The organism is Rhizobium sp. 2MFCol3.1, assembly GCF_000377565.1.
Classification (GTDB): domain Bacteria; phylum Pseudomonadota; class Alphaproteobacteria; order Rhizobiales; family Rhizobiaceae; genus Rhizobium.
Genome location: NZ_KB898361.1, coordinates 35,676 through 55,920 on the forward strand (window position 1 = coordinate 35,676; position 20,245 = coordinate 55,920).

Sequence of the window (20,245 nt, forward strand, 5' to 3'; positions counted from 1 at the left end):
CGACGTCTTTTCCGGACGCATACCCACAAGGGTGTTCAGGTTGATGTCAGGGTTGTGCAGCACTTACCAAGCTTTGGCGATGAGCGCGGTCGGCTATCGTCACTACGGTGTGCAGGCAGACCATAGAGCATCGGCATGACAGAAAAACAACACGTGCGTAAATCCCGGCTTCCCCGCCCAAATATCGGCAGCGTTACTCTTTCCGCAATCGTCGGCCTCTATCTGGTGCTGTTCACCAATTTCACCTTCTGGAAGAAGGTGCATGCCTATCTTGGGTTCGAGCCGGCGGCGGTGATGTCCTTGTACATCGCCATCACCGCGCTGTTCGTCGGCACGATCACGATCTTTTCGGCCAAATATTTGATCAAGCCGGTGCTGATTTTTCTGATCATCGCGGCTGCCATGGCCGCCTGGTTTACGGATTCGTTCGGCGTCGTCATGGACACGGACATGATCCGCAATGCCATGCAGACGACGCCGGCCGAGGCGCAGCATCTGATCACGCCGGGACTTCTGCTCCACGCCCTGCTGTTCGGGGTCATACCGGTTGCTCTCGTTCTGTGGGTGCGCGTCGTGCATCGGCCGATCATGCAGAAGCTGTTGTGGAACAGCGTCACCGTCATCGCCTGTCTGGCCGTCTTTACCGCCGCCGCCCTCGCCTACTCCAAGGCCTATACGACCGCCATCCGCCAGCACCGCGACCTCGTGAAGACGCTCAATCCCGTCGTTCCGATCGTCAGCACGGCGAAATACTTCGTCCAGGCCGGGGAAGAGGCCAGGCTTGTGGTGGCGCCGCTCGGGCTGGACGCGAAGGTCGCGACACCTGAAGGTTCGACCAACAAGCCCAGGGTCACGATCATCGTCGCCGGGGAGACTGCCCGCGCGATGAACTTCTCGCTCGGCGGCTATCAGCGCGAGACCAATCCGGAGCTCAAGAAGCAGGATATCGTCTATTTCCCGAACGCCACGAGCTGCGGCACCGCCACGGCGACATCTATCCCCTGCATGTTCTCGCAATTCACGCGCGACGACTTCGACCACACCAAGGGACTGGCCAACGAAGGCCTGATGGATGTGCTCTCACATGCCGGGATCGACACGGCATGGTTCGACAACAACACGGGCAGCAAGGGCGTCGCCGACCGGATCACCTATATCGACCTCGCCAAATCGACCGATGCGCGCTTTTGCGCCGACGGCGAATGCCAGGACGGGATTTTTCTCGACAAGTTCAATGAGTGGCTCGCCAATGTGAAGAAGGACAGCGTACTGGTTCTTCACCAGATGGGCAGCCATGGCCCGGCCTATTATCTGCGCTATCCAGAAGCGTTTCGGAAATTCACGCCGGAATGCCAGACGGCCGAGCTCGGCAATTGCAAGGATAGCGATATCGTCAACGCCTACGACAACACCATCCTCTACACGGATCATTTCCTCTCGACCATCATCGACAAGCTGAAGGGCCGCAGCGACAAGATCGAGGCCGGAATGATCTATATGTCCGACCATGGCGAGTCGCTGGGCGAAAACGGACTTTATTTGCACGGCACGCCCTACATCTTCGCGCCGAACGAGCAGACGCACGTGCCGTTCCTCGTCTGGCTCGATCCCGACTTTAGAAAGTCGATGGGCGTGGACATGGCGTGCGTCGCGCAATCGCGCGAGCAGCCGACGTCGCACGACAATCTCTTTCACAGCGTGCTGGGCATGATGAACGTCACGACGAAGGCTTACGATCCGAAGCTCGACGTGTTCGCCGGCTGCATGCCGCGCAAAGGGTCTTGAGGGGAAATGCTTTAGTTGGCGCGGTGCGCCTGCGTCACGGCCTGCATTCTGCGATCAAGGTCCTGAAGGCCGAATGGCTTGACCAGATAGTCGGTAGCACCGCAGGTGAAGCCTTCGATCTGGTCGGAGACCTGATCATGCGCCGTGAGAATGATGATCGGCACGTCGTTGCTGCGTCCCCGCAGCCGGCGAAGCAGCGACAAGCCATTTCCGTCGGGAAGGCGCAGATCAAGCAGGACAAGCCCATAGTCGCCGTTATCGGCAGCGCGCGTCGCGTCGGCAAGTGTGAGGCACCACTCCACGGAGTGTCCGCTTGCTGCAACATGGTCGCAAACGGCATCACCGAGCACGGCGTTATCTTCGACCAACAGGACATTCATAAAAGGCTTGCCTTTCGCTCCCACGCCTTCGTGCCTACTCATCGGTGCGCCATAAGGCGATAGAGAATACTCGCCAGACGCTTGCGACCGGCCATTCACGTCGATCGCTGATTTGATTTGAAATCCCGCTTGTCAGCAGCGGATCAACGGCGCGCATGGCGCCCGCGTCAACGCATGGCGCGACCCGGCTTCCAGTGTTATCGCTCAGCCCGCACCGTCGGTGGTCACATCGTTTTCCACCAGCGCGTCGTGCACCGTGGCCTCGCCCTGGTCCTTGTCGAGACCATAATGCTTCTCGAGGTTGCTCCAGGTCTCATCCATCGCATAGGCGGCGGAGAGCTTGGGAATGCCGACATGACCGAAGACGAAGGAGAGCTGGCGCTCGGCGACGTCTTCCTTGATGTTGGCGACCTGCGCGCTATAGAGCACGGAGGCAAGGCCGGTCCTATCGGAGCCGGACAGACAGTGCACCAGGATCGGCTTCGGCGCGTCGCGCATGATGGCGACAAGCTGGTCAGCCTTTTCGGTCGATAGGATTTTCGAGGCGGACATGCCGAAATCGACATGCTTGACGCCCAGGCGCTCCGATACCGCGACCTCTTCCGCCCACCATTTCGCGTATCCGGCATTGCCGCGGAGATTGATCACCGTCTTGATACCGTGGTCACGGATGTACCGTTCCAGCTGCGCCGGCGACGGCTGCGCGGACCGGTAGAATTGCCCGGCGACGACAGTATGAAAATTTCCGGTAAGCTGGAGATATCCGGCGTAACCGCCGAGCGTCAGGCCGGCCAAAAGTATAAGACCGCCGACCGCCTTAACGGGACGTGGAATCCGAAGTCGTTTCCATGCGCGCACTGACATCTCCTAGTATTATCGAAGAGATTTCCGTATGCAGCGAGCGGCTGACAACAACCTGAAGCGTAGATGACATTGTTGCGACAGCGACGGGTGTCTCACCCGTCGCTGTCGGCGTTTTGATCTTAGTGAACCGTCGTTCCGGACGTCGCACTTGCCACGTGGGTATCTCCCTTGCGGCACGCGGAAAACACGTCGAGCGCCGGGTCGTAGACCTTGGTGGAAACGTCCATCAAGCCAAGCACGCTGTGGAAGAAGTTGTCGTGCGAAGTCGTCTTGTTGGCGTTTGAGGCAAGGCAAGCCATATCGAAGCCGGCCGATGCCTGAAGGTCGTTCGCCACCCAAACCAGGAACGGCACATGGGTCTGCTGCACCGGCGCGACGACATATGGCGTGCCATGCAGGTAGAGGCCGTTCTCGCCGAGCGATTCGCCGTGATCGGAGATGTAGACGACCGATGCCGCCATCTTGTCGGCCCGCTGCTTCATCTTGTCGATGACGGAAGACACGATGTGATCGGTGTAGAGCACGGTGTTGTCATAGGCGTTCTGAATTTCTTCCGGCGAGCAACTGCCGAAATCGTTGGCGCGGCAATCGGGCTTGAAGCGACGGAACTCCTCCGGGTAGCGAGCGTAGTAGGCCGGGCCGTGGCTTCCGAGCTGATGGAGCACGAGAACGCTGTCGCCCTTCACCTTGTCCAGCCACGCATCGATCCGGTCCATGAGGATCGCATCAAGGCATTCGCCATCCTTGCAGAAGCGCGCATCGGCGGAATCGGGAAGGAATTCATAGGGTATCCGGTCGGTGACATGATAGCTGCCGGTGTCGTTGTCGAGCCAGGACACATCGACCTTCGCGTGGCCGAGCACATCGAGAACATTCTCGGTTTCGAGACCCTTGCGGTGCGTATAGGCGGTTCTCGGATAGATCGAGAACATGCAGGGGATCGAGACCGCCGTCGCGGTTCCGCAGCTGCTGGTGTTCGGGAAATAGACGACGTTCTGCTTGGCCAGTTCCGGATTGGTATCGCGATCATAACCGCCGAGCGCGAAGTCCTGCGCACGCGCCGTCTCGCCGGCGACGACGATCATGACGCGCGGCTTGGTGGTGCCGGCGGTGTTGACGCGGTGGGCATCACTGCCGAGCGGCTGCGCCACGACGTTGGCATCCTGGCCGGACGAGATCGCGAAGCGCACGGCGCTGGTGATCGGCACGAACGGATTGAGGGTATCGAGGATATCCTTATGCGCACGCCCGACGCCGGCGAAGGTGCGGTAGTCTCCCATACCGATGGCGGCGAAGACCGCCGTGCAGGCCAGGATGACAGCCGTGTTGTGCGCGAGTTTGCCGAGGATCGGCCGGTGGCGGATGCGCACCCAGACGATCAGCAGCGAGGGTATGATGCCGGTCAGAAGCATATGCATCAGGAAGCGGCTGGTGATCAGATGTCCGGCCTCAGCGCCGGTCGAAACCGCCGCGTTGCGGATCATTTCCTTGTCGACGATGACACCGAACGAATCGGTGAACCAGGACGCCGCGGATGCGACGAGCACGAAGAAGATGAGAAAAGGCTTGGTGATGTATTTGGCGGAGAAGAAGGTCACGACGCCCATGCTCGCCGCGGCAATGCCGATAACGAAGATGGTAAAGCCGAAATGGTCGGCGGAAAAATATCCAAAAGCCTTCGACCAGAAGGTCTGGTTTGTAACGACCAGAAGATAGGCCGTCGTCAACAAGCAGAGCGTCACGCTTCCGATCTCGGGCCGGAAGTAGCGAGACGCTCCTTGAGAATTGTTATCGGTCAATTCGATGTCTCCGCTAAAGCTAGTTGCGGGACACCATCGGAAAAATGATGGCCGGAATCCCGCCAATCCTGAGCGGGATGCCTTTCTTTTCTGACATGAGCCTGAAAGCTGCGTGGCGTTATCGCACCACCACAGCTAAGATCGGCTACCCCTTGAGGCCGTAATGGGTCTCCAGGTGATCCCAGCTGATATCCATCGCATAGACCGACGAGATGTGTGGGATGGCGACGTGGCCGTAGCGAACCGACAGCTGGCGCTCGGCGACGTCCTCGTTCACGCCGGCGATTTGCTGGCTGTAGATCACCGATACCAGACCGGAGCGATCGGCGCCGCTCTGGCAATGAATCAGGATCGGCTTGGGCGCGGCCTTCATGATCGCGACGAGCTCATCGGCGCGCTCAGGCGTCAGGACCTTGCCCGACGACATGCCGAAATCGATATGCTCGACGCCGAGTTTCTGGGCAGTGGCGATCTCGGTGTTATACCATTGCGCGTTCACGTTCTCGCCGCGCAGATTGATGATCGTCTTGATGCCGTGGTCTCGGACGTGGCGTTCCAGCTGCGCGGGAGACAGCTGCGCGGATCGATAGAGCTCGCCCGAAATGACACTATGGAAATTTCCGCTGAGCTGCAGGTAGCCGATATAGCCGCCAAACAAAGCGCCCGCCATGAGAACGCCGGCGATAGCGCCTCGCAACATTTTCCTACGCGCGATAACAAAGTTTTTCACAGGAACCTCGGTGATCAAAGTCTGGAGCGACCTTGGACGACGAGGCTGACGGACACCTGAAGGCGCTAAGCGCCCTCCAAGTCCTTCGTCATGCGGTCCCGTTGGAAGCGATCGTTTGCGCATCCAGCACGATGCGGCATCCAAGCGGCGGCTGCTCGATGGAGAGGTTCATGCCGTGCAGGCGGGCAATCGCCGAGACGAGGCTGAGGCCGAGGCCATTGCCGGGTTCGTGGCGGCTGCGTTCGGTTCGATGAAAGCGGCGCAACACGGCTTCCACCTCCTCCGGCGGAATGCCGCAGCCGGTGTCCTCGACGGCCAGGCTGATCTTATCGCCGACCTGCGCGAGCGTAATCGTCGCCCTGCCCCCTTCGGGCGTGAACTTGATGGCGTTGTCCGTGAGGTTGCTGATGGCTTCGAAGAGCAGGCTGGCGTCGCCCAACACCATGCCCTCCTCGCCCGCATCGCAGACAAAGGAAAGATCAACGCCGCGCTCTTCGGCGAAGGGCTCGTAGAACTCCATGGCGTCCTGGGCGATCGAGGCCAGCGAAACCGGCTGGAAGCCGGAGCGCCGGATTCCGTCCTCGACCTCGGAAATACGCAGGAGCGCGCTGAAGGTTTTCAATATGCCCTGGATTTCAACGACGGCGTCATCGATGGATGCGGCGTAGTCGTCCGCGGTGGCGGATCGCCGACGCGCACGTTCCAGACCGGCGAGCAGACGCGTCAACGGCGTGCGCATGTCGTGCGCGATGTTGTCGCACACCCCTTTGACCTCGTGCATCAGGTGCTCGATCTCGTCCAGCATCTCGTTCACGACGGTCGCCAGCCGGTCGATATCTCCGGAGGCGCGGCCGGTGGGCAGGCGTTGGCTCAGATCACCATGCATGATGCGTTCGGCGGTCTGCGTTATGCGATCAATCCGACGCACCGAGCCGGCGCCGATCAGGCCGGCGCCCACGAGGCCCAGTGTGGCGGTAACGATCGCGCCGAAGAGCATCGCCCGCGACAGCAATTCGTCGAACTCACGCTGCTCGGTGATTTCCTGGGCGATCATCAATTGCTCGCCACTGGCGAAAACCTTCACCAGCCCTCGATAGGGCAACCTGTGTCCATCGACATGGGCGATGAAGTCGAAGGGCGTGACCGTTGCGGGATGGTGTTCCGGCAGCGGCACTTCGCTTCCGACCAATCTCTGGCCGCTGGCGTCGAACAGGGTGAAGGAACGCTCGAGGCTGATGCCGTTCTCCTGTCGAGACTTCAGACGAGCCGTTATCTCCGTTATGCCGACCCTATCGAGGCCGGCTAGCTCCCGATAAAGCCACTCGTCCACCCGCTTCGACACGAAGTCGCTGGTTTGCCAGGTGATGAAGGCGAAGAGGCATGCGGCGGCGATGCTGAAAAGCACCAGAAATGTAACCGCCAGCCGGAAGCTGGTCGTCCTGACGAGTTCAAGCAGACGCATCGAGCATGTATCCCGAGCCGCGCATGGTCTTGATCATCGTCGGCATGCCCGCCGCATCGACCTTCTTGCGGAGCTTGCTGATGTGAACATCGATCACGTTGCTCGGCTCGTTGTAACGGTAATTCCACACCTCCTCGAAGAGCATGGTGCGGGTGACGATTTGGCCGGAATGGCGCACCAGATACTCCAGCAGCTTGAACTCGCGCGGTAGCAGATCGAGCAGGCGACCGGAGCGGCGGGCGGTATGCGTCAGGAGGTCGATTTCGAGGTCGCCCACCTTGAGCACCGTCTCCTTGGCCTGGCCATATTGCCGCCGGATGAGCACGTCGATCCTGGCGGTCAGTTCGAGGGATTCGAAGGGTTTGGTGAGATAATCGTCACCACCGGCCTTGAGGCCGCGAATGCGCTCGTCGACCGCCGACAGGGCGCTCAGGATCAGCACCGGCGTCTGAACGCCCGCCGTCCGCAAGGTCGTGAGCAGGCCGATCCCATCGAGCGTCCCGGGAAGCATCCGATCGAGAACGATCGCATCGAACGTTCCCGAAACTGCCTTCACCAATCCCTCGCGGCCGTCATGGGCACAGACGACTGCGCAGCCGTTGTCGACCAAGGCGGCCTCGATCTCCAGCGCCGTCTTCTTGTCGTCCTCGATTACCAATACCGTCGACACGTGCACTCCCTGAAACCGACCCTAAATTTGCTTCAATCGGATATATTGGATGACACATTACAGAAATTGAGACTAAACGGGGTTCGCCCGAGCATGAAAACTTTTTAATCTTTCACGGACAGGCCTTTATTCATGCGGGTTCTCATCGTCGAGGACGACGACAAGACTGCCAGCTACCTGATGCGCGGGCTGACCGAAAGCGGCATCATCGCCGATCATGCCGGCGATGGAGAACTCGGCCTCGTGCTCGCCAGCGAGCCGATCTACGACGTGTTGATCGTCGACCGACTGCTGCCAAAAATGGATGGGCTGGCGCTTGTCACGGCGCTGCGCGCGCAGGGCAACGCGGTGCCGATCCTGATGCTGAGCGCGCTCGCCAATCCGATGGACAGGGTCGAGGGGCTTCGCGCCGGTTGCGACGACTATCTCGCCAAGCCCTATGCATTCGGCGAACTCTTGGCACGCGTGCAGGCCATCGCCCGGCGTCGAGATGGGCGCAGCGATGCGACAACGCTAACCGTCGACGCGCTCTCGCTCAATCTCGAGCAACGCGTCGCGATCCGCGAGGGAAAGACGATCCCGCTGCAGCTGCGCGAATTCCTGCTCCTGCAGACACTCATGCGCAACGCCAACGCCGTGGTGACACGCACCATGCTGCTGGAATCCGGATGGGATTACGCATTCGAGCCGCGCGGCAACATCATCGACATGCATATCCACCGCATCCGCCGCAAGATCGACCAGGGCTTCGCCTATCCGCTGCTGCATACGGTTGCTGGCGCCGGATACTGTCTGGGGATCGCACCCGGCGCCTGAGGCCAGCCGCCGCTTCTTAAAATATTTTTCATGTTCGCGCGAATTGCCGCCCATGATCGGGAAGGCAGAGTAATGCTGCGATGCACAATTGCTGCGTCGCCTGTTTTACTCAAGCGAGCGGATTGATGACCCCAACAAACACCGAAAAGACGACTGAAGCTGAAAGCCGGCGCCGTCCTCTGTCCCGCCTCAGGAATTCCGTCGCCGCGATCGCGCTACTCGCCGCCGCCGGTGCCGGTATCTATTTCATGCTGGAAGCGCATGAGACCAGGTCGGCGCCGGTCGCAAAAGCCGCGGCACCCGCCGCGATCCCTGTCGAGACCGCCCAGGCACAGGTCCAGGATATTCCGATCGAGCGGTCGGGACTGGGTTTCGTGGCGCCTCTGACCGCCGTCGATGTGAAGGTGCGCGTCGATGGGCAGCTGCAAAAGGTTCATTTCGCCGAGGGCCAGGACGTTAAGGCAGGAGATGTGATCGCCCATATCGACCCCCGTCCCTACGAGGCCGCCGTCGATCAGGCCCAGGCAGCCTATGCCAAGGATCTGGCGCAACTGAACGGCGCCAAGCTCGACGACGCCCGCGCCAAGAAGCTCATCGCGACCGGCAGCGGCACGACGCAATCGTCCGAGACCGCAGCGGCGCAGGTAGCCATCCTCGAAGCCGCCGCGCAGGGCGAAAAGGCCGCGCTGGACACGGCCAAGCTTAACCTGAGTTTCGCAACGGTGACCGCGCCGATCACCGGGCGCACCGGCCTCAAGCAGGCGGAAGAAGGCGCGATCGTTCGCGCCGGCGATACGACCGGCATCGTGACCATCACCCAGATGAAACCGATCGCCGTCCAGTTCACGCTCACCCAGGACGAACTTCCCGATCTGATCGCCGGCCAGGCCAAGGGCGCGCTTGCCGTTGCCGTCAACAGCCGCGATGGGGGGAAGCACCTCGCCGACGGTACTTTGTCCGTCGTCGATAGCCAGGTAGACACGACAACGGGCATGGTGAAGGTGAAGGCGGTGTTTCCCAACGACGATCTCGCGCTGTGGCCGGGAGAGCTTGTCACCGCCCGGATCGTTCTGAGGACCGACAAGGGCGCCACGGTCGTTCCTTCCTCGGCAATCCAGAACAGCCAGACCGGCCCTTATGTCTACGTGATGAAGCCTGACAACACGGTTGTCGCCACGCCCGTCAAGACCGGCCCGTCCGCTGCCAACATGACCGCCGTTCTCGACGGCGTTTCCTCCGGCGATGCGGTCGTGGCTTCGGGCCAGTCGCGCCTGACGGACGGCACCCTTGTCAGCGCCAAGCCGCTTGCAGGCCAAACACAGCATCTTGCCAACGCCGAGGAGGCAATCCAGTGACGATCTCGGAACTCTTCATCCGGCGGCGGGTGGGCACGTGCCTGCTCGCCATCGCCGTCGTTCTGCTGGGGCTTGTGAGCTACAATCTCCTGCCGGTCTCCTCGCTGCCGCAGGTCGATTTTCCGACCATCCAGGTCAGTGCCACGCTGACGGGCGCCAATGCAGACACCATGGCGACCTCTGTCGCCACGCCGCTTGAAAACCAGCTTTCGACCGTCTCGGGCATCACCCAGATGACCTCCACGAGCTCGGCGGGCCGCGTCGGCATCATCATTCAGTTCGATCTGAGCGTCGATATCAATACCGCGGCGCAGGATGTGCAGGCGGCGCTGACGGCTGCCAACGGCCAGTTGCCGAAGGACATGACCACGGCGCCGACCTTCCACAAGGTCAATCCAGCCGCGCAGACCGTACTGACGCTGGCGCTGACCTCGCCGCGGCTGCCGCTGACGGAGCTCGATCACTACGCCGAGGACATCATTGCCCAGCAGGTATCCCAGATCAACGGCGTCGGCCTCGTCGACTATCACGGCCCGGCCCGGCCCTCGATCCGCATTCGCCTCGACCCCGACAAGGTCGCGGCACGTGGCCTCACCATGGAAGACGTTCGCACGTCGATCGGCAAGCAGACGGTCAACCAGCCGAAGGGCCAGCTTGCCGGCAATGGCCGGACGACAATCATCGACAGCACCGACCAGATCATGGACCTGCCCGCCTACCAGTCCATGGTCGTGGCCTACAAGAACGGCGCGCCGATCCGCGTGCAGGATCTCGGCACCGTCATCTCCGGTCCTCAGGACAACAATCAGGCCGCGTGGCTCGGAGAGACCCGCGCGGTGATGCTCGACGTCCACTCGATGCCTGGCACCAACATTCTCGATACGATCACCGGCATCAAGGCCAAGATGCCGCAGCTGCAGGCGATGCTTCCGGCGGATGCCAAACTGACCATCTTCGGCGACAAGACGCAGATGATCACTGCTTCCGTCGACGACGTGAAGCTGACGATGGTGCTCACCATCGCGCTGGTGGTCGTCGTCATCTTCGCGTTCCTGCGCAACTTCTGGGCAACGGTCATTCCCGCGATCACGATCCCGCTGTCGCTGCTTGCCACCTTCGCCATCATGTACCTCTTGGGATACAACCTCGACAACCTGTCGCTGATGGGACTGACGATCGCCGTCGGCTTCGTGGTCGACGACGCGATCGTCGTCATCGAGAATGTCGTGCGCCACATGGAGATGGGTAAGACCAGGGTCCAGGCGGCGATCGAAGGCACCAAGGAAGTGACCTTCACCATCATCTCCATGACGATTTCGCTGGTCGCGGTGTTCATTCCCATCCTTTTGATGGGCGGCATGGTCGGACGCCTGTTTCGCGAGTTCGCCGTCACCGTCAGCGTCGCGATCTTCGCCTCCGGGATCATCTCGCTGTCGGTGACGCCGATGCTATGCGCATGGCTGATCAAGCATGACCATAACGAGGAGCACGGGCGGCTCTATCAATGGTCGGAAGCCTTCTTCGAGGCCTGCACCAATGGGTACGGGCGGGCGCTGGATGTCGTCTTGCGTTTTCGCTTCGTCACACTTGGCGTCGCCATCGCGACGATCGCCTGCACCGGCTGGCTGTTCATGACGATCCCCAAGGGCTTCATGCCGCAGACGGATAGCGGCTATATTGGCGGGCAGGCGCAGGCCGCGACCGATATCTCCTTCGCCGACATGTCCAGGAACATGACCGAGATCGGCAAGATCATTTCGGCCGACCCCGGCGTCTTCAACGTCGGATACTGGATCAATCCCAGCCCATCCGCCAGTGTCGGCCAGATCCAGATCGTGCTGAAGCCGCTCGGCGAACGCGATCGGGCGCCGCAGATCGTCGCGCGCCTGAAGAGGCAGATGGCACATCTGCCGGGGCTGACGATCGGCCTGCAGGTTCAGCAGGACATCCAGGTCGGCGGCCGCCAGTCCGCCTCGCAGTACCAATATACGCTGCAGGATCCGGATTCGGCCGAACTTGCAAAATGGGCAGGCGTGATGACCAAGGCGATGAAGGGCCTGCCGCAGATCCAGGACGTCATCAGCGACAACCAGAAAGCCGCCACAAGCGTGACGCTCGATATCGATCGCGCCACCGCCTCGCGGCTCGGTGTCAGCATCACCGATATCGACAATACGCTTTATGACGCCTTCGGTCAGCGACAGGTGGCAACACTCTATACGCAGGTGTCGCAATACCATGTCGTGATGGAGGTCGATCCGCGCTTCGCCTTGTCGCAGGACGCGCTCTCGCATCTCTACGTCAAGTCGAGCACCAATTCCGACAAGCTCGTGCCACTGAGCATTCTCGGCAATCTGAAGACGGGCGTGCTGCCGGTTTCGATCAACCATCAGGGCTCGATGCCGGCAACGACATTGTCGTTCAACCTGAAGCCCGGCTACGCGCTTGGAGATGCGACCACGGCGATCCACAATGCCGAGCTTCAGGCCGGCATGCCGATCACCGTCATCGGCTCGTTCCAGGGCACCGCGCAAGCCTTCCAGGATTCACTGAAGAGCGAGCCTTATCTCATCCTAGCGGCGGTGGTGGCGGTCTATATCGTGCTCGGCATTCTCTATGAGAGCCCGATCCATCCGTTCACCATCATCACGACCTTGCCTTCGGCCGGGCTCGGCGCGCTGGTCGCGCTCTATCTCGCCGGGCAGGACCTGTCGATCATGGGGATGATCGGGATCATCCTGTTGATCGGCATCGTCAAGAAGAACGCGATCATGATGATCGATTTCGCGCTAGAGGTGGAACGCAACGAGGGCCTGTCGCATCGCGATGCGATCCACAAGGCGTGTATCCTGCGTTTCCGGCCGATCATGATGACGACGCTCGCGGCCCTCTTCGGCGCGCTTCCGCTCGCGCTCGGCCACGGCGCCGGATCCGAGCTTCGCGTTCCGCTCGGCATCGCAATCGTGGGCGGCCTGATCGTCTCGCAGGTGCTGACGCTGTTTACGACGCCGGTGATCTACCTACTGATGGCGAGGTTCACGCACAAGCGCGCCGCAAGCTCCGCTCCCGGCGTTCCCGCCGGGGCGCATTGAGTTCAACAGGGCGCGGCATCATCGCCGCGCCCTTTCACATGATCTTGAGAACGCACGTCGTTCGCGCGCGGAAGTACCGCGTTTTTTTTACGTGTTTGTTTCCGACAAAGTGAAAAATGGCGGAGGGGGTGGGATTCGAACCCACGGTACGGTTCCCCGCACGACGGTTTTCAAGACCGTTGCCTTAAACCACTCGGCCACCCCTCCAACACGCGATCTGCTGTCCTCGTAGTGCAATCAGCGCACGTCGAGTGTCAGCAAATCGGATTTCGAAGGCTTTAAGCTGCTTCGTCGGCACCGTCAACCAGCCCAACCGCGTCTTCGCGCCGTGCTCTCGCATAATGACGCGGGAGCACGAGCGAAGATATCGGATAAGCGAAGGAAAAAGACGATCAGTGCGCGGTGGTTTTACGGTTTGCCAGCAGAAGAATGTAATCATCGGCAGCATCGGCGATCGCCATGGCCACCTCGGCCGCCGCCCAGCCGTTCTTCTGCGCTTCCCTGATAATCTGGTGGAGTGCGGGTTCCACGTCGGCCCGGCAATCGAGCAAACGCTGGTCGTGGTTGGTGTCACTGCGAGCTGACTGAAGATTGATCATCTCTGTTACCCCTCATGTCCAAGTCTGTACCATGACATAGATTGCAGGTTGAGCAAGGGATTGCTGATCAAAACCAAAATTTTGCCGCCGGATGAGGTTTTTCAACGACACTCGCCTAAAGCGATCAGCCATGCAACTTGACCGAAAGTACCGCGAGAGCACTGACAAATACGTTCCATAGTTGGCGATATATCATTGAAAATGATGAAACATACTTCGGAACCTTCAAAACAAACCAACAACTTCGACATCACCGCCAAAGTCTTGCTTAGTATTGTTTGACATCAACGAGATCGTATCGGCGCCCGATTTCAGCATTTATATTCCAACATATTTTGGCTCTATGTATTTTTCTAAATGCTTCCAAATGTTGCTTTTATCTAAACCATAAAGCGATACCAAAATGACATTCCAATGGAAATGGATCATCATGCCAGCCACCTGCCCTCATTGATCGGTCGGTCACGCCATATCACTCGACAATGTGTCGAGTAATTGAATTAAAATCCCCCAGTGGTTGCATTTCACATTTCCGTGATTTTCAGTGTCGCGGCGGCGTTTAGGTATGAATGACGGGTCGTCCGGAGCATGGTTTTCACGGACGGATCATCCGGTGGCTTTATGCATCGAAAACCGGATACGAAAAGGGCCGAGCTCCATAGCCCGGCCCTTTCCATTCTCAGTCGAAAAATTCTATCGACGGCTCATCAAGCCAAACAGGTATGCCACGCCGGCGGTGACCGCGATGGCGAGGATCGGTTCCTCGCGGACCTTGTCGCGGACGCGTTCGGTCAAAACTGAGGCCTCATCAGCAACGGCGGTCTTTGCACCCTGCCCCAGCGCAACGACGCTTTCGGACAGGCGCGCCAGATCTTCCCGCAATGCGGCGACCTGCGCGGACAGATCATCCGTTGCAATCTCCGCCTTGACGCGCGCGGCTGTGGACTGTGCGGAGGCGGTTTTCATGTCGGCCATTGTTTGCTCCTGTTTCTTGGGGATGCTGCTCAACGAAATAGCGCCGTCAAAGGTTCCGCAAGCGAGCATCTTTTGTCGTCGATCGGCGTCGCGAAACACGGCTGGTATAGCGCAGATGTTTTCGCGCGATAACCCTTCAATTCCTGATGCGTTTGCTCTAAGGAACGTCCAATGCTTTGCCCGCGAACGGGCGAATATAATGCGAGGTTTGCGTTTCGATGTTCGATCTTCTGCGTAGAGCTGCCCGGACCTGGGCGGCCAAGCTCCTGATGCTGCTCCTAGTCGCCTCTTTCGGCATTTGGGGTGTGTCACACTCCCTGCTGACCGGTAGCACCAGCACGACCGTGGTTACGGTCGGCGACCAGCAGGTCGACGTCAACGAGTTTCGTCTCGCCTATCAGCGCCAGGTCTCCAACCTCAGCCAGCAGTTCGGCATGCGCCTGACGCCAGATCAGGCCCGCGCCTTCGGCGTCGAGCAGCAGGTGATCTCGCAGCTGGTGGCAGGCGCTTCGCTCGACCAGCTCGCCGCCGACATGGGACTCGGCCTCTCCGAGGATCGTCTCGCCCAGCTGATCGGTGACGATCCGGCGTTCAAGGCCGTCAACGGCCAGTTCGACCGTTCGCTGTTTACCTCGCGCCTGCGCAATGCCGGTATTCGCGAGGACGACTATATCAAGGAACGCAGCAAGGTTGCGGTCCGCAGCCAGATCGTCGATGCGATCTCGAACGGCTTCACACCGCCGAAGACGCTTGTCGATTCGCTGAAGCTCTACCGCCAGGAAAGCCGCGGGATCGATTACCTGTTGCTGACCAACGCCAATATCGAGCCGATCAAGGCGCCGGCCGACGACGTTCTGGCCAAGTGGTTCGAAGGCGCGAAGGCGCGCTATCGTGCGCCCGAATATCGCAAGTTCACCTATCTTAAACTGCAGCCGGCCGACATCGCAGACGCCGGAACGGTAACCGACGATCAGATCCGCGAAGACTTCGAGAAGCGCAAGGACGCTTATCGCACGCCGGAAAGCCGCACGATCGAGCAGCTGACCTTCCAGAACAAGGATCTCGCCAACGCTGCCGCCAATGCGCTCAAGACCGGCACGACCTTCGACCAGCTGGTGACCGACCAGGGCAAGACGGCCAGCGACGTCATGCTCGGCGAGTTCACCAAGGACAAGGTTCCCGACCAGTCCGTTGCCGACGCGGCCTTCGCGGTTTCCCGCAACGGCGGCACCTCGCCCGTCGTCGAGGGCAGCTTCGGCCCGGTTATCCTGCGCATCACCAACATCAAGCCTGAGAGCGCCAAGAGCTTCGACGAGGTCAAGGAAGACCTGCGCAAGCAGCTCGCCGTCGCCAATGCCTCGCAGCAGATGATCACCGTTCACGATCAGATCGAAGACCTGCGCAGCGCCGGCTCGACGCTCGACCAGATCGCCACGCAGCTGAAGCTCAAGGCCGTGACCATCGACGCCGTCGATGCAACCGGCCTCGACAAGGCCGGCAATGAGGTCAAGGACATCCCGGAGAAGCAGCAGGTGCTGGGCGCGGTGTTCCGTGCCGAAGCTGGTGCTGATATCCCGTCGCTGTCGATCGGCACGGATGGCTATCTCTGGTTTGCTCTCGGCGACATCACGCCCGAGCGCGACCGTCCGCTTGCCGAAGTTCACGACAAGGCCGTCGCCGACTGGACCGCCGAGCAGCAGAAGACGGAACTCGCCAAGAAGGCGGACGAGCTGAAGCAGCAGGCCCAGAAGGGTACTTCGCTCGCTGACATCGCCGCACCACTCGGCATTCAGGTCGAGAGCAAGAGCGGCATTACCCGCGGCATGGACGACGTGGTTCTTGGCACCGGTGGTGTCAACGCCTCCTTCTCCGGTCCGATCGACACGATCGCGACGGCTATCGGTGCCGATCCGACGACGCAGATCCTGATGAAGGTCACCGAGGTCAACACCGAGCCGACCGGCGACGTGCTTGCCAACCAGGACCAACAGATCAACGCGATCGCCAACGCCGCCGGCGACGACATCCTGGACCAGATGGTCTCCCTGCTGCAGACGCAGTATGGCGTGTCGATCAACCAGCAGCTCGCCGAACAGGCAGCCTCGCGCTAAGGGGAAGATGAACGCATGACCGATCTGAAGCCCCTCCTGGCGAAGGCCGCAAGCCGCGAACCTCTGACACGTGAGGAGGCCCGCGAGGCCTTCGACATCCTGATGTCCGGCCAGGCTACGCCCTCTCAGATCGGCGGCTTTCTGATGGCGCTGCGCGTTCGCGGCGAGACCGTCGACGAGATCGTCGGCGCCGTCACGACCATGCGGTCGAAGATGCTGACGGTGGAGGCCCCCGCCGATGCCATCGACATCGTCGGCACCGGCGGTGACGCCAGCGGCACCTACAACATCTCGACGCTGGCGGCCCTGATCGTCGCCGGCGCTGGTGTCCCGGTCGCCAAGCACGGCAACCGCGCTTTGAGTTCCAAATCGGGCGCCGCGGACAGCCTCGCGGCGCTGGGCGTCAAGCTCGACGTGACGCCTGAGGTCATCTCGCGCTGCATTCGCGAGGCCGGCGTCGGCTTCATGTTCGCGCAGCAACATCATTCGGCCATGCGCCATGTCGGCCCGTCGCGTGTCGAACTCGGCACCCGCACGATCTTCAACGTGCTTGGCCCGCTCTCCAATCCGGCCGGCGTTCGCCGCCAGCTGCTCGGCGTCTACTCGCCGCAGCTCGTCATGCCGATCGCCGAAGTCATGCGCGATCTCGGTTCCGAGAGTGTGTGGGTCGTGCACGGCAACGGCCTTGACGAAATCACCACCACGGGCAAGACCAGCGTGGCAGCACTTGAGGACGGCAAGATCAAGAGCTTCGAGTTGTCGCCTAGCGACTTCGGCGTCGATACGGTCGAACTTCAGGCGATCAAGGGTGGCGACGGCATCGTCAATGCGGCTGCGCTGCGGGATGTACTCAGCGGCGCGAAGAACGCCTATCGCGACATTGCGCTTGCCAACGCCGCCGCATCGCTCGTGATCGCCGGCAAGGCGGAGACGCTGCATGACGGCATGCGGCTTGCCGCCCAGTCGCTCGACAGCGGCGCCACCGCGGGTGCGCTCGACAAACTTGTCGCCGTATCCAACGACCTCGACTAGGATACCGACATGACCGACATTCTGCAGAAGATCGAACTCTACAAGCGCGAAGAAATCGCTGCTGCGAAGGCCAAGGTTTCGCTCGCCGATCTGAAGGCGATGCAGCAGGACCAGACCGCGCCGCGCGGTTTCCATAAGGCGCTGGTGTCCAAGCGTGATGCGGGGCAGTTCGGTCTGATCGCCGAGATCAAAAAGGCAAGCCCGTCCAAGGGACTGATCCGCCCTGATTTCGATCCGCCGGCGCTGGCAAACGCTTACGAACTCGGCGGCGCGGCCTGTCTGTCTGTTCTGACGGACACGCCGAGCTTTCAGGGCGCGCCCGAGTTTCTGATGGCAGCGCGGGCGGCCTGCAAGCTGCCGGCCCTGCGCAAGGATTTCATGTTCGAGACCTATCAGGTGCAGGAAGCCCGTGCCTGGGGTGCCGATTGCATCCTGCTGATCATGGCCTCGCTCTCCGACAGCGATGCGGCGCGGCTGCAGGACGAGGCCTTCGGGCTCGGCATGGATGTGCTCGTCGAAGTGCATGATGCCGAAGAGATGGAACGGGCGCTCAAGCTCTCGTCGCCGCTGGTCGGGATCAACAACCGCAACCTCAGAACCTTCGAGGTCAGCCTCACCGTTAGCGAAGAGCTGTCGGCCATGGTGCCGGGTGACCGGCTGCTGGTCGGCGAAAGCGGCATCTTCACGCATGAGGATTGCAAGCGGCTGCAGGCTTTCGACATCAACACCTTCCTCGTCGGCGAGAGCCTGATGCGCAAGAACGATGTGACGGCGGCCACGCAGGCTTTGCTGTTCGGCCAGGCCTCGCTGGCGGCCGAATAAGATGAGTGGTGAGAAAGCCGGCCTGACCCATATCGACGCGGCCGGCGAGGCGCATATGGTCGATGTCGGCGACAAGGCCGACACCACCCGTATCGCCACCGCCGAAGGCCATGTGAAGATGGCGCCGGCGACGCTTCAACTGATCCTCGAGGGCAATGCCAAGAAGGGCGATGTGGTCGGCACGGCAAGGCTCGCCGGCATCATGGCTGCCAAGCAGACCAGCAATCTCATCCCGCTCTGCCATCCCCTGATGCTGACGAAGGTTTCCGTCGAGATTGCCGAGGATAGCACCCTGCCCGGCCTACGCGTTGCCGCGACCGCCAAACTCACCGGCAAGACCGGCGTCGAGATGGAAGCGCTGACGGCCGTGTCTGTCGCATGCCTCACGATCTACGACATGGCCAAGGCCGCCGACAAGGCGATGGAGATCGGCGGCATCCGCCTGCTTGAGAAATCGGGCGGGAAATCGGGCGATTTCAGGCATCCGGAGCATGCGAAATGAGCCTTCTGCCCGTAGCCGAAGCGCAGGAACGCCTGCTGTCGCGGGCAAAGCCCATCATGGCGCTCGAAACCGTTTCCCTGGCTGAGGCCGAGGGTCGCGTTCTCGCGTCCGATGTCACGGCGCGCCTGACACAGCCGCCCTTCAATTCATCGGCAATGGACGGCTATGCCTTGCGCGGCGAGGACGCCCTTGAGCCCGGCATCGAGCTGCGGGTGATTGGAACGTCGTCCGCAGGACACGCCTTTGACGGCACGATCGGCACAGGTGAGACGGTGCGAATCTTCACCGGCGCACCAGTTCCCGAGGGCGCCGACAGCGTGTTGCTGCAGGAAGACGCCGAAACGACGGACAACGGCATCCGCACCACCTATCCCGTGCGTCCCGGCCAGCACGTGCGACCACGCGGGCAGGACTTTCGTGAGGGCGAGCCCGTTCTGATGGCGGGCACGGTGGTCGATTTCTCGCGATTGACCGTGGCAGCCGGCATGAACCACGCGACGCTCGACGTTCGGCGCAAGCCTCTGGTGGCGCTGCTTGCCACCGGCGACGAGTTGGTAACGCCAGGCGAGCAGCCCGGCCCCTCGCAGATCATCGCTTCCAGCACATTCGGAATTGCGGCACTCGCGCGCAAGGCTGGCGCAGACGTGCTCGATCTCGGTATCGTTGCCGATGACAAGGCGGCGATCACGGCTGCCGTCGAGAGAGCGCGCGAAGCCAAGGTCGATGTGATCGTCACGCTGGGCGGCGCATCGGTCGGCGACCACGATCTCGTGCAGGCGACTTTGCTCGCCGCCGGCATGGAGCTCGATTTCTGGCGGATCGCCATGCGGCCGGGAAAGCCGCTGATGGTCGGCAGTTTCGGCGACACGCATGTGCTCGGTCTTCCGGGCAATCCGGTTTCCAGCCTCGTCTGCGGTCTATTGTTTCTCGAACCGCTGATCCGCAAGCTCGCCTCCCTGCCTCCAGTCAAGCGGAGCGCTACGGCGGAAACCGCCGTCGGCATGAAGGCGAACGACCAGAGGCAGGATTACGTCAGGGCAAGAGCGGTGCGTTCGCCATCTGGCGTTTTGCAGGTCGAGCCATTCGGCAAGCAGGATTCGTCGATGATGAAGATCTTCGCGGAAGCCGACTGCCTGATCATACGGCCACCGCATGCGCCCGCTCTCGAGGCCGGAGAGGCATGCGAGGTGATGCTGATCCGTCCGGAGCTGCTTGGCTGAACGCTTTGTCGTGCGCCGGTACCGACAGATC

The 20,245-nt window shown here is 61.1% G+C and carries 17 protein-coding genes and 1 tRNA gene; 9 read left to right on the plus strand and 9 right to left on the minus strand.

The features are described from left to right. Positions 1 to 135 precede the first annotated feature (135 nt). Positions 136 to 1,785 carry a phosphoethanolamine--lipid A transferase gene (locus D460_RS0117490; protein ID WP_026283263.1) on the plus strand — a complete coding sequence of 550 codons (1,650 nt, stop codon included), beginning with the start codon at positions 136 to 138 and terminating at the stop codon, positions 1,783 to 1,785. An 11-nt stretch (positions 1,786 to 1,796) separates the two neighbouring features. On the opposite strand, the gene D460_RS0117495 is transcribed toward D460_RS0117490, so the two are convergent. The 6 genes from D460_RS0117495 to D460_RS0117520 form a co-directional block, all read right to left on the minus strand. Continuing rightward, complete coding sequence (locus D460_RS0117495; RefSeq protein ID WP_018899872.1) at positions 1,797 to 2,165, minus strand: response regulator; 369 nt, start codon at positions 2,163 to 2,165, stop codon at positions 1,797 to 1,799. 204 nt (positions 2,166 to 2,369) lie between these two features. Continuing rightward, entirely contained in the window at positions 2,370 to 2,966 is a 597-nt protein-coding gene (locus tag D460_RS0117500) for a tyrosine-protein phosphatase (RefSeq protein ID WP_081619923.1), read from the minus strand. 182 nt (positions 2,967 to 3,148) lie between these two features. After that, positions 3,149 to 4,828, minus strand: coding sequence for a phosphoethanolamine--lipid A transferase (locus D460_RS0117505; RefSeq protein ID WP_018899874.1), 1,680 nt, complete (start codon positions 4,826 to 4,828; stop codon positions 3,149 to 3,151). A gap of 145 nt (positions 4,829 to 4,973) precedes the next feature. Further along, the gene (locus D460_RS0117510; protein ID WP_018899875.1) at positions 4,974 to 5,528 is read right to left on the minus strand and encodes a dual specificity protein phosphatase family protein; all 555 of its coding nucleotides are present in this window, start codon (positions 5,526 to 5,528) and stop codon (positions 4,974 to 4,976) included. Between the two features lie 118 nt (positions 5,529 to 5,646). Beyond that, on the minus strand, positions 5,647 to 7,020 hold the full coding sequence (locus tag D460_RS0117515) for an ATP-binding protein (protein WP_018899876.1): 1,374 nt from the start codon (positions 7,018 to 7,020) through the stop codon (positions 5,647 to 5,649). Then, a complete protein-coding gene (locus D460_RS0117520; RefSeq protein WP_026283264.1) occupies positions 7,007 to 7,690 on the minus strand; it encodes a response regulator transcription factor in 684 nt (227 codons plus the stop codon). The genes D460_RS0117515 and D460_RS0117520 overlap by 14 nt, the downstream gene beginning before the upstream one ends. 132 nt (positions 7,691 to 7,822) lie before the next feature. Here D460_RS0117520 and D460_RS0117525 point away from each other — a divergent pair, with 132 nt between their 5' ends. The 3 genes from D460_RS0117525 (at position 7,823) to D460_RS0117535 (ending at position 12,953) form a co-directional block, all read left to right on the plus strand. Then, positions 7,823 to 8,506, plus strand: a complete 684-nt coding sequence (locus D460_RS0117525) for a response regulator transcription factor (RefSeq protein ID WP_018899878.1) — start codon at positions 7,823 to 7,825, stop codon at positions 8,504 to 8,506. A gap of 125 nt (positions 8,507 to 8,631) precedes the next feature. Then, complete coding sequence (locus D460_RS0117530; RefSeq protein WP_018899879.1) at positions 8,632 to 9,861, plus strand: efflux RND transporter periplasmic adaptor subunit; 1,230 nt, start codon at positions 8,632 to 8,634, stop codon at positions 9,859 to 9,861. After that, on the plus strand, positions 9,858 to 12,953 hold the full coding sequence (locus tag D460_RS0117535) for an efflux RND transporter permease subunit (protein WP_018899880.1): 3,096 nt from the start codon (positions 9,858 to 9,860) through the stop codon (positions 12,951 to 12,953). The genes D460_RS0117530 and D460_RS0117535 overlap by 4 nt, the downstream gene beginning before the upstream one ends. 117 nt (positions 12,954 to 13,070) lie before the next feature. On the opposite strand, the gene D460_RS0117540 is transcribed toward D460_RS0117535, so the two are convergent. From D460_RS0117540 to D460_RS0117550, 3 genes are all read right to left on the minus strand, one after another. Next, a tRNA-Ser gene (locus tag D460_RS0117540) sits at positions 13,071 to 13,160 on the minus strand. A 185-nt stretch (positions 13,161 to 13,345) separates the two neighbouring features. Further along, positions 13,346 to 13,552 carry a hypothetical protein gene (locus D460_RS0117545; RefSeq protein ID WP_018899881.1) on the minus strand — a complete coding sequence of 69 codons (207 nt, stop codon included), beginning with the start codon at positions 13,550 to 13,552 and terminating at the stop codon, positions 13,346 to 13,348. A gap of 693 nt (positions 13,553 to 14,245) precedes the next feature. Next, positions 14,246 to 14,527, minus strand: coding sequence for a hypothetical protein (locus D460_RS0117550; RefSeq protein ID WP_018899882.1), 282 nt, complete (start codon positions 14,525 to 14,527; stop codon positions 14,246 to 14,248). 218 nt (positions 14,528 to 14,745) lie between these two features. Here D460_RS0117550 and D460_RS0117555 point away from each other — a divergent pair, with 218 nt between their 5' ends. Genes D460_RS0117555 through glp form a run of 5 tightly spaced genes read left to right on the plus strand, consistent with a single transcriptional unit; the run spans position 14,746 to position 20,214 of the window. Beyond that, positions 14,746 to 16,638 carry a peptidylprolyl isomerase gene (locus tag D460_RS0117555; protein WP_018899883.1) on the plus strand — a complete coding sequence of 631 codons (1,893 nt, stop codon included), beginning with the start codon at positions 14,746 to 14,748 and terminating at the stop codon, positions 16,636 to 16,638. A gap of 15 nt (positions 16,639 to 16,653) precedes the next feature. Continuing rightward, positions 16,654 to 17,670: an anthranilate phosphoribosyltransferase gene (gene trpD / locus D460_RS0117560; protein WP_018899884.1), complete on the plus strand. Its 1,017-nt coding sequence runs from the start codon at positions 16,654 to 16,656 to the stop codon at positions 17,668 to 17,670. Between the two features lie 9 nt (positions 17,671 to 17,679). Then, a complete protein-coding gene (gene trpC, locus D460_RS0117565; protein WP_018899885.1) occupies positions 17,680 to 18,492 on the plus strand; it encodes an indole-3-glycerol phosphate synthase TrpC in 813 nt (270 codons plus the stop codon). A 1-nt stretch (position 18,493) separates the two neighbouring features. Beyond that, positions 18,494 to 18,994 (plus strand): cyclic pyranopterin monophosphate synthase MoaC, encoded by a 501-nt coding sequence (gene moaC / locus D460_RS0117570; protein WP_018899886.1) that lies wholly within the window; start codon positions 18,494 to 18,496, stop codon positions 18,992 to 18,994. Continuing rightward, the gene (glp, locus tag D460_RS0117575) at positions 18,991 to 20,214 is read left to right on the plus strand and encodes a gephyrin-like molybdotransferase Glp (protein WP_018899887.1); all 1,224 of its coding nucleotides are present in this window, start codon (positions 18,991 to 18,993) and stop codon (positions 20,212 to 20,214) included. The genes moaC and glp overlap by 4 nt, the downstream gene beginning before the upstream one ends. Positions 20,215 to 20,245: the final 31 nt, after the last annotated feature.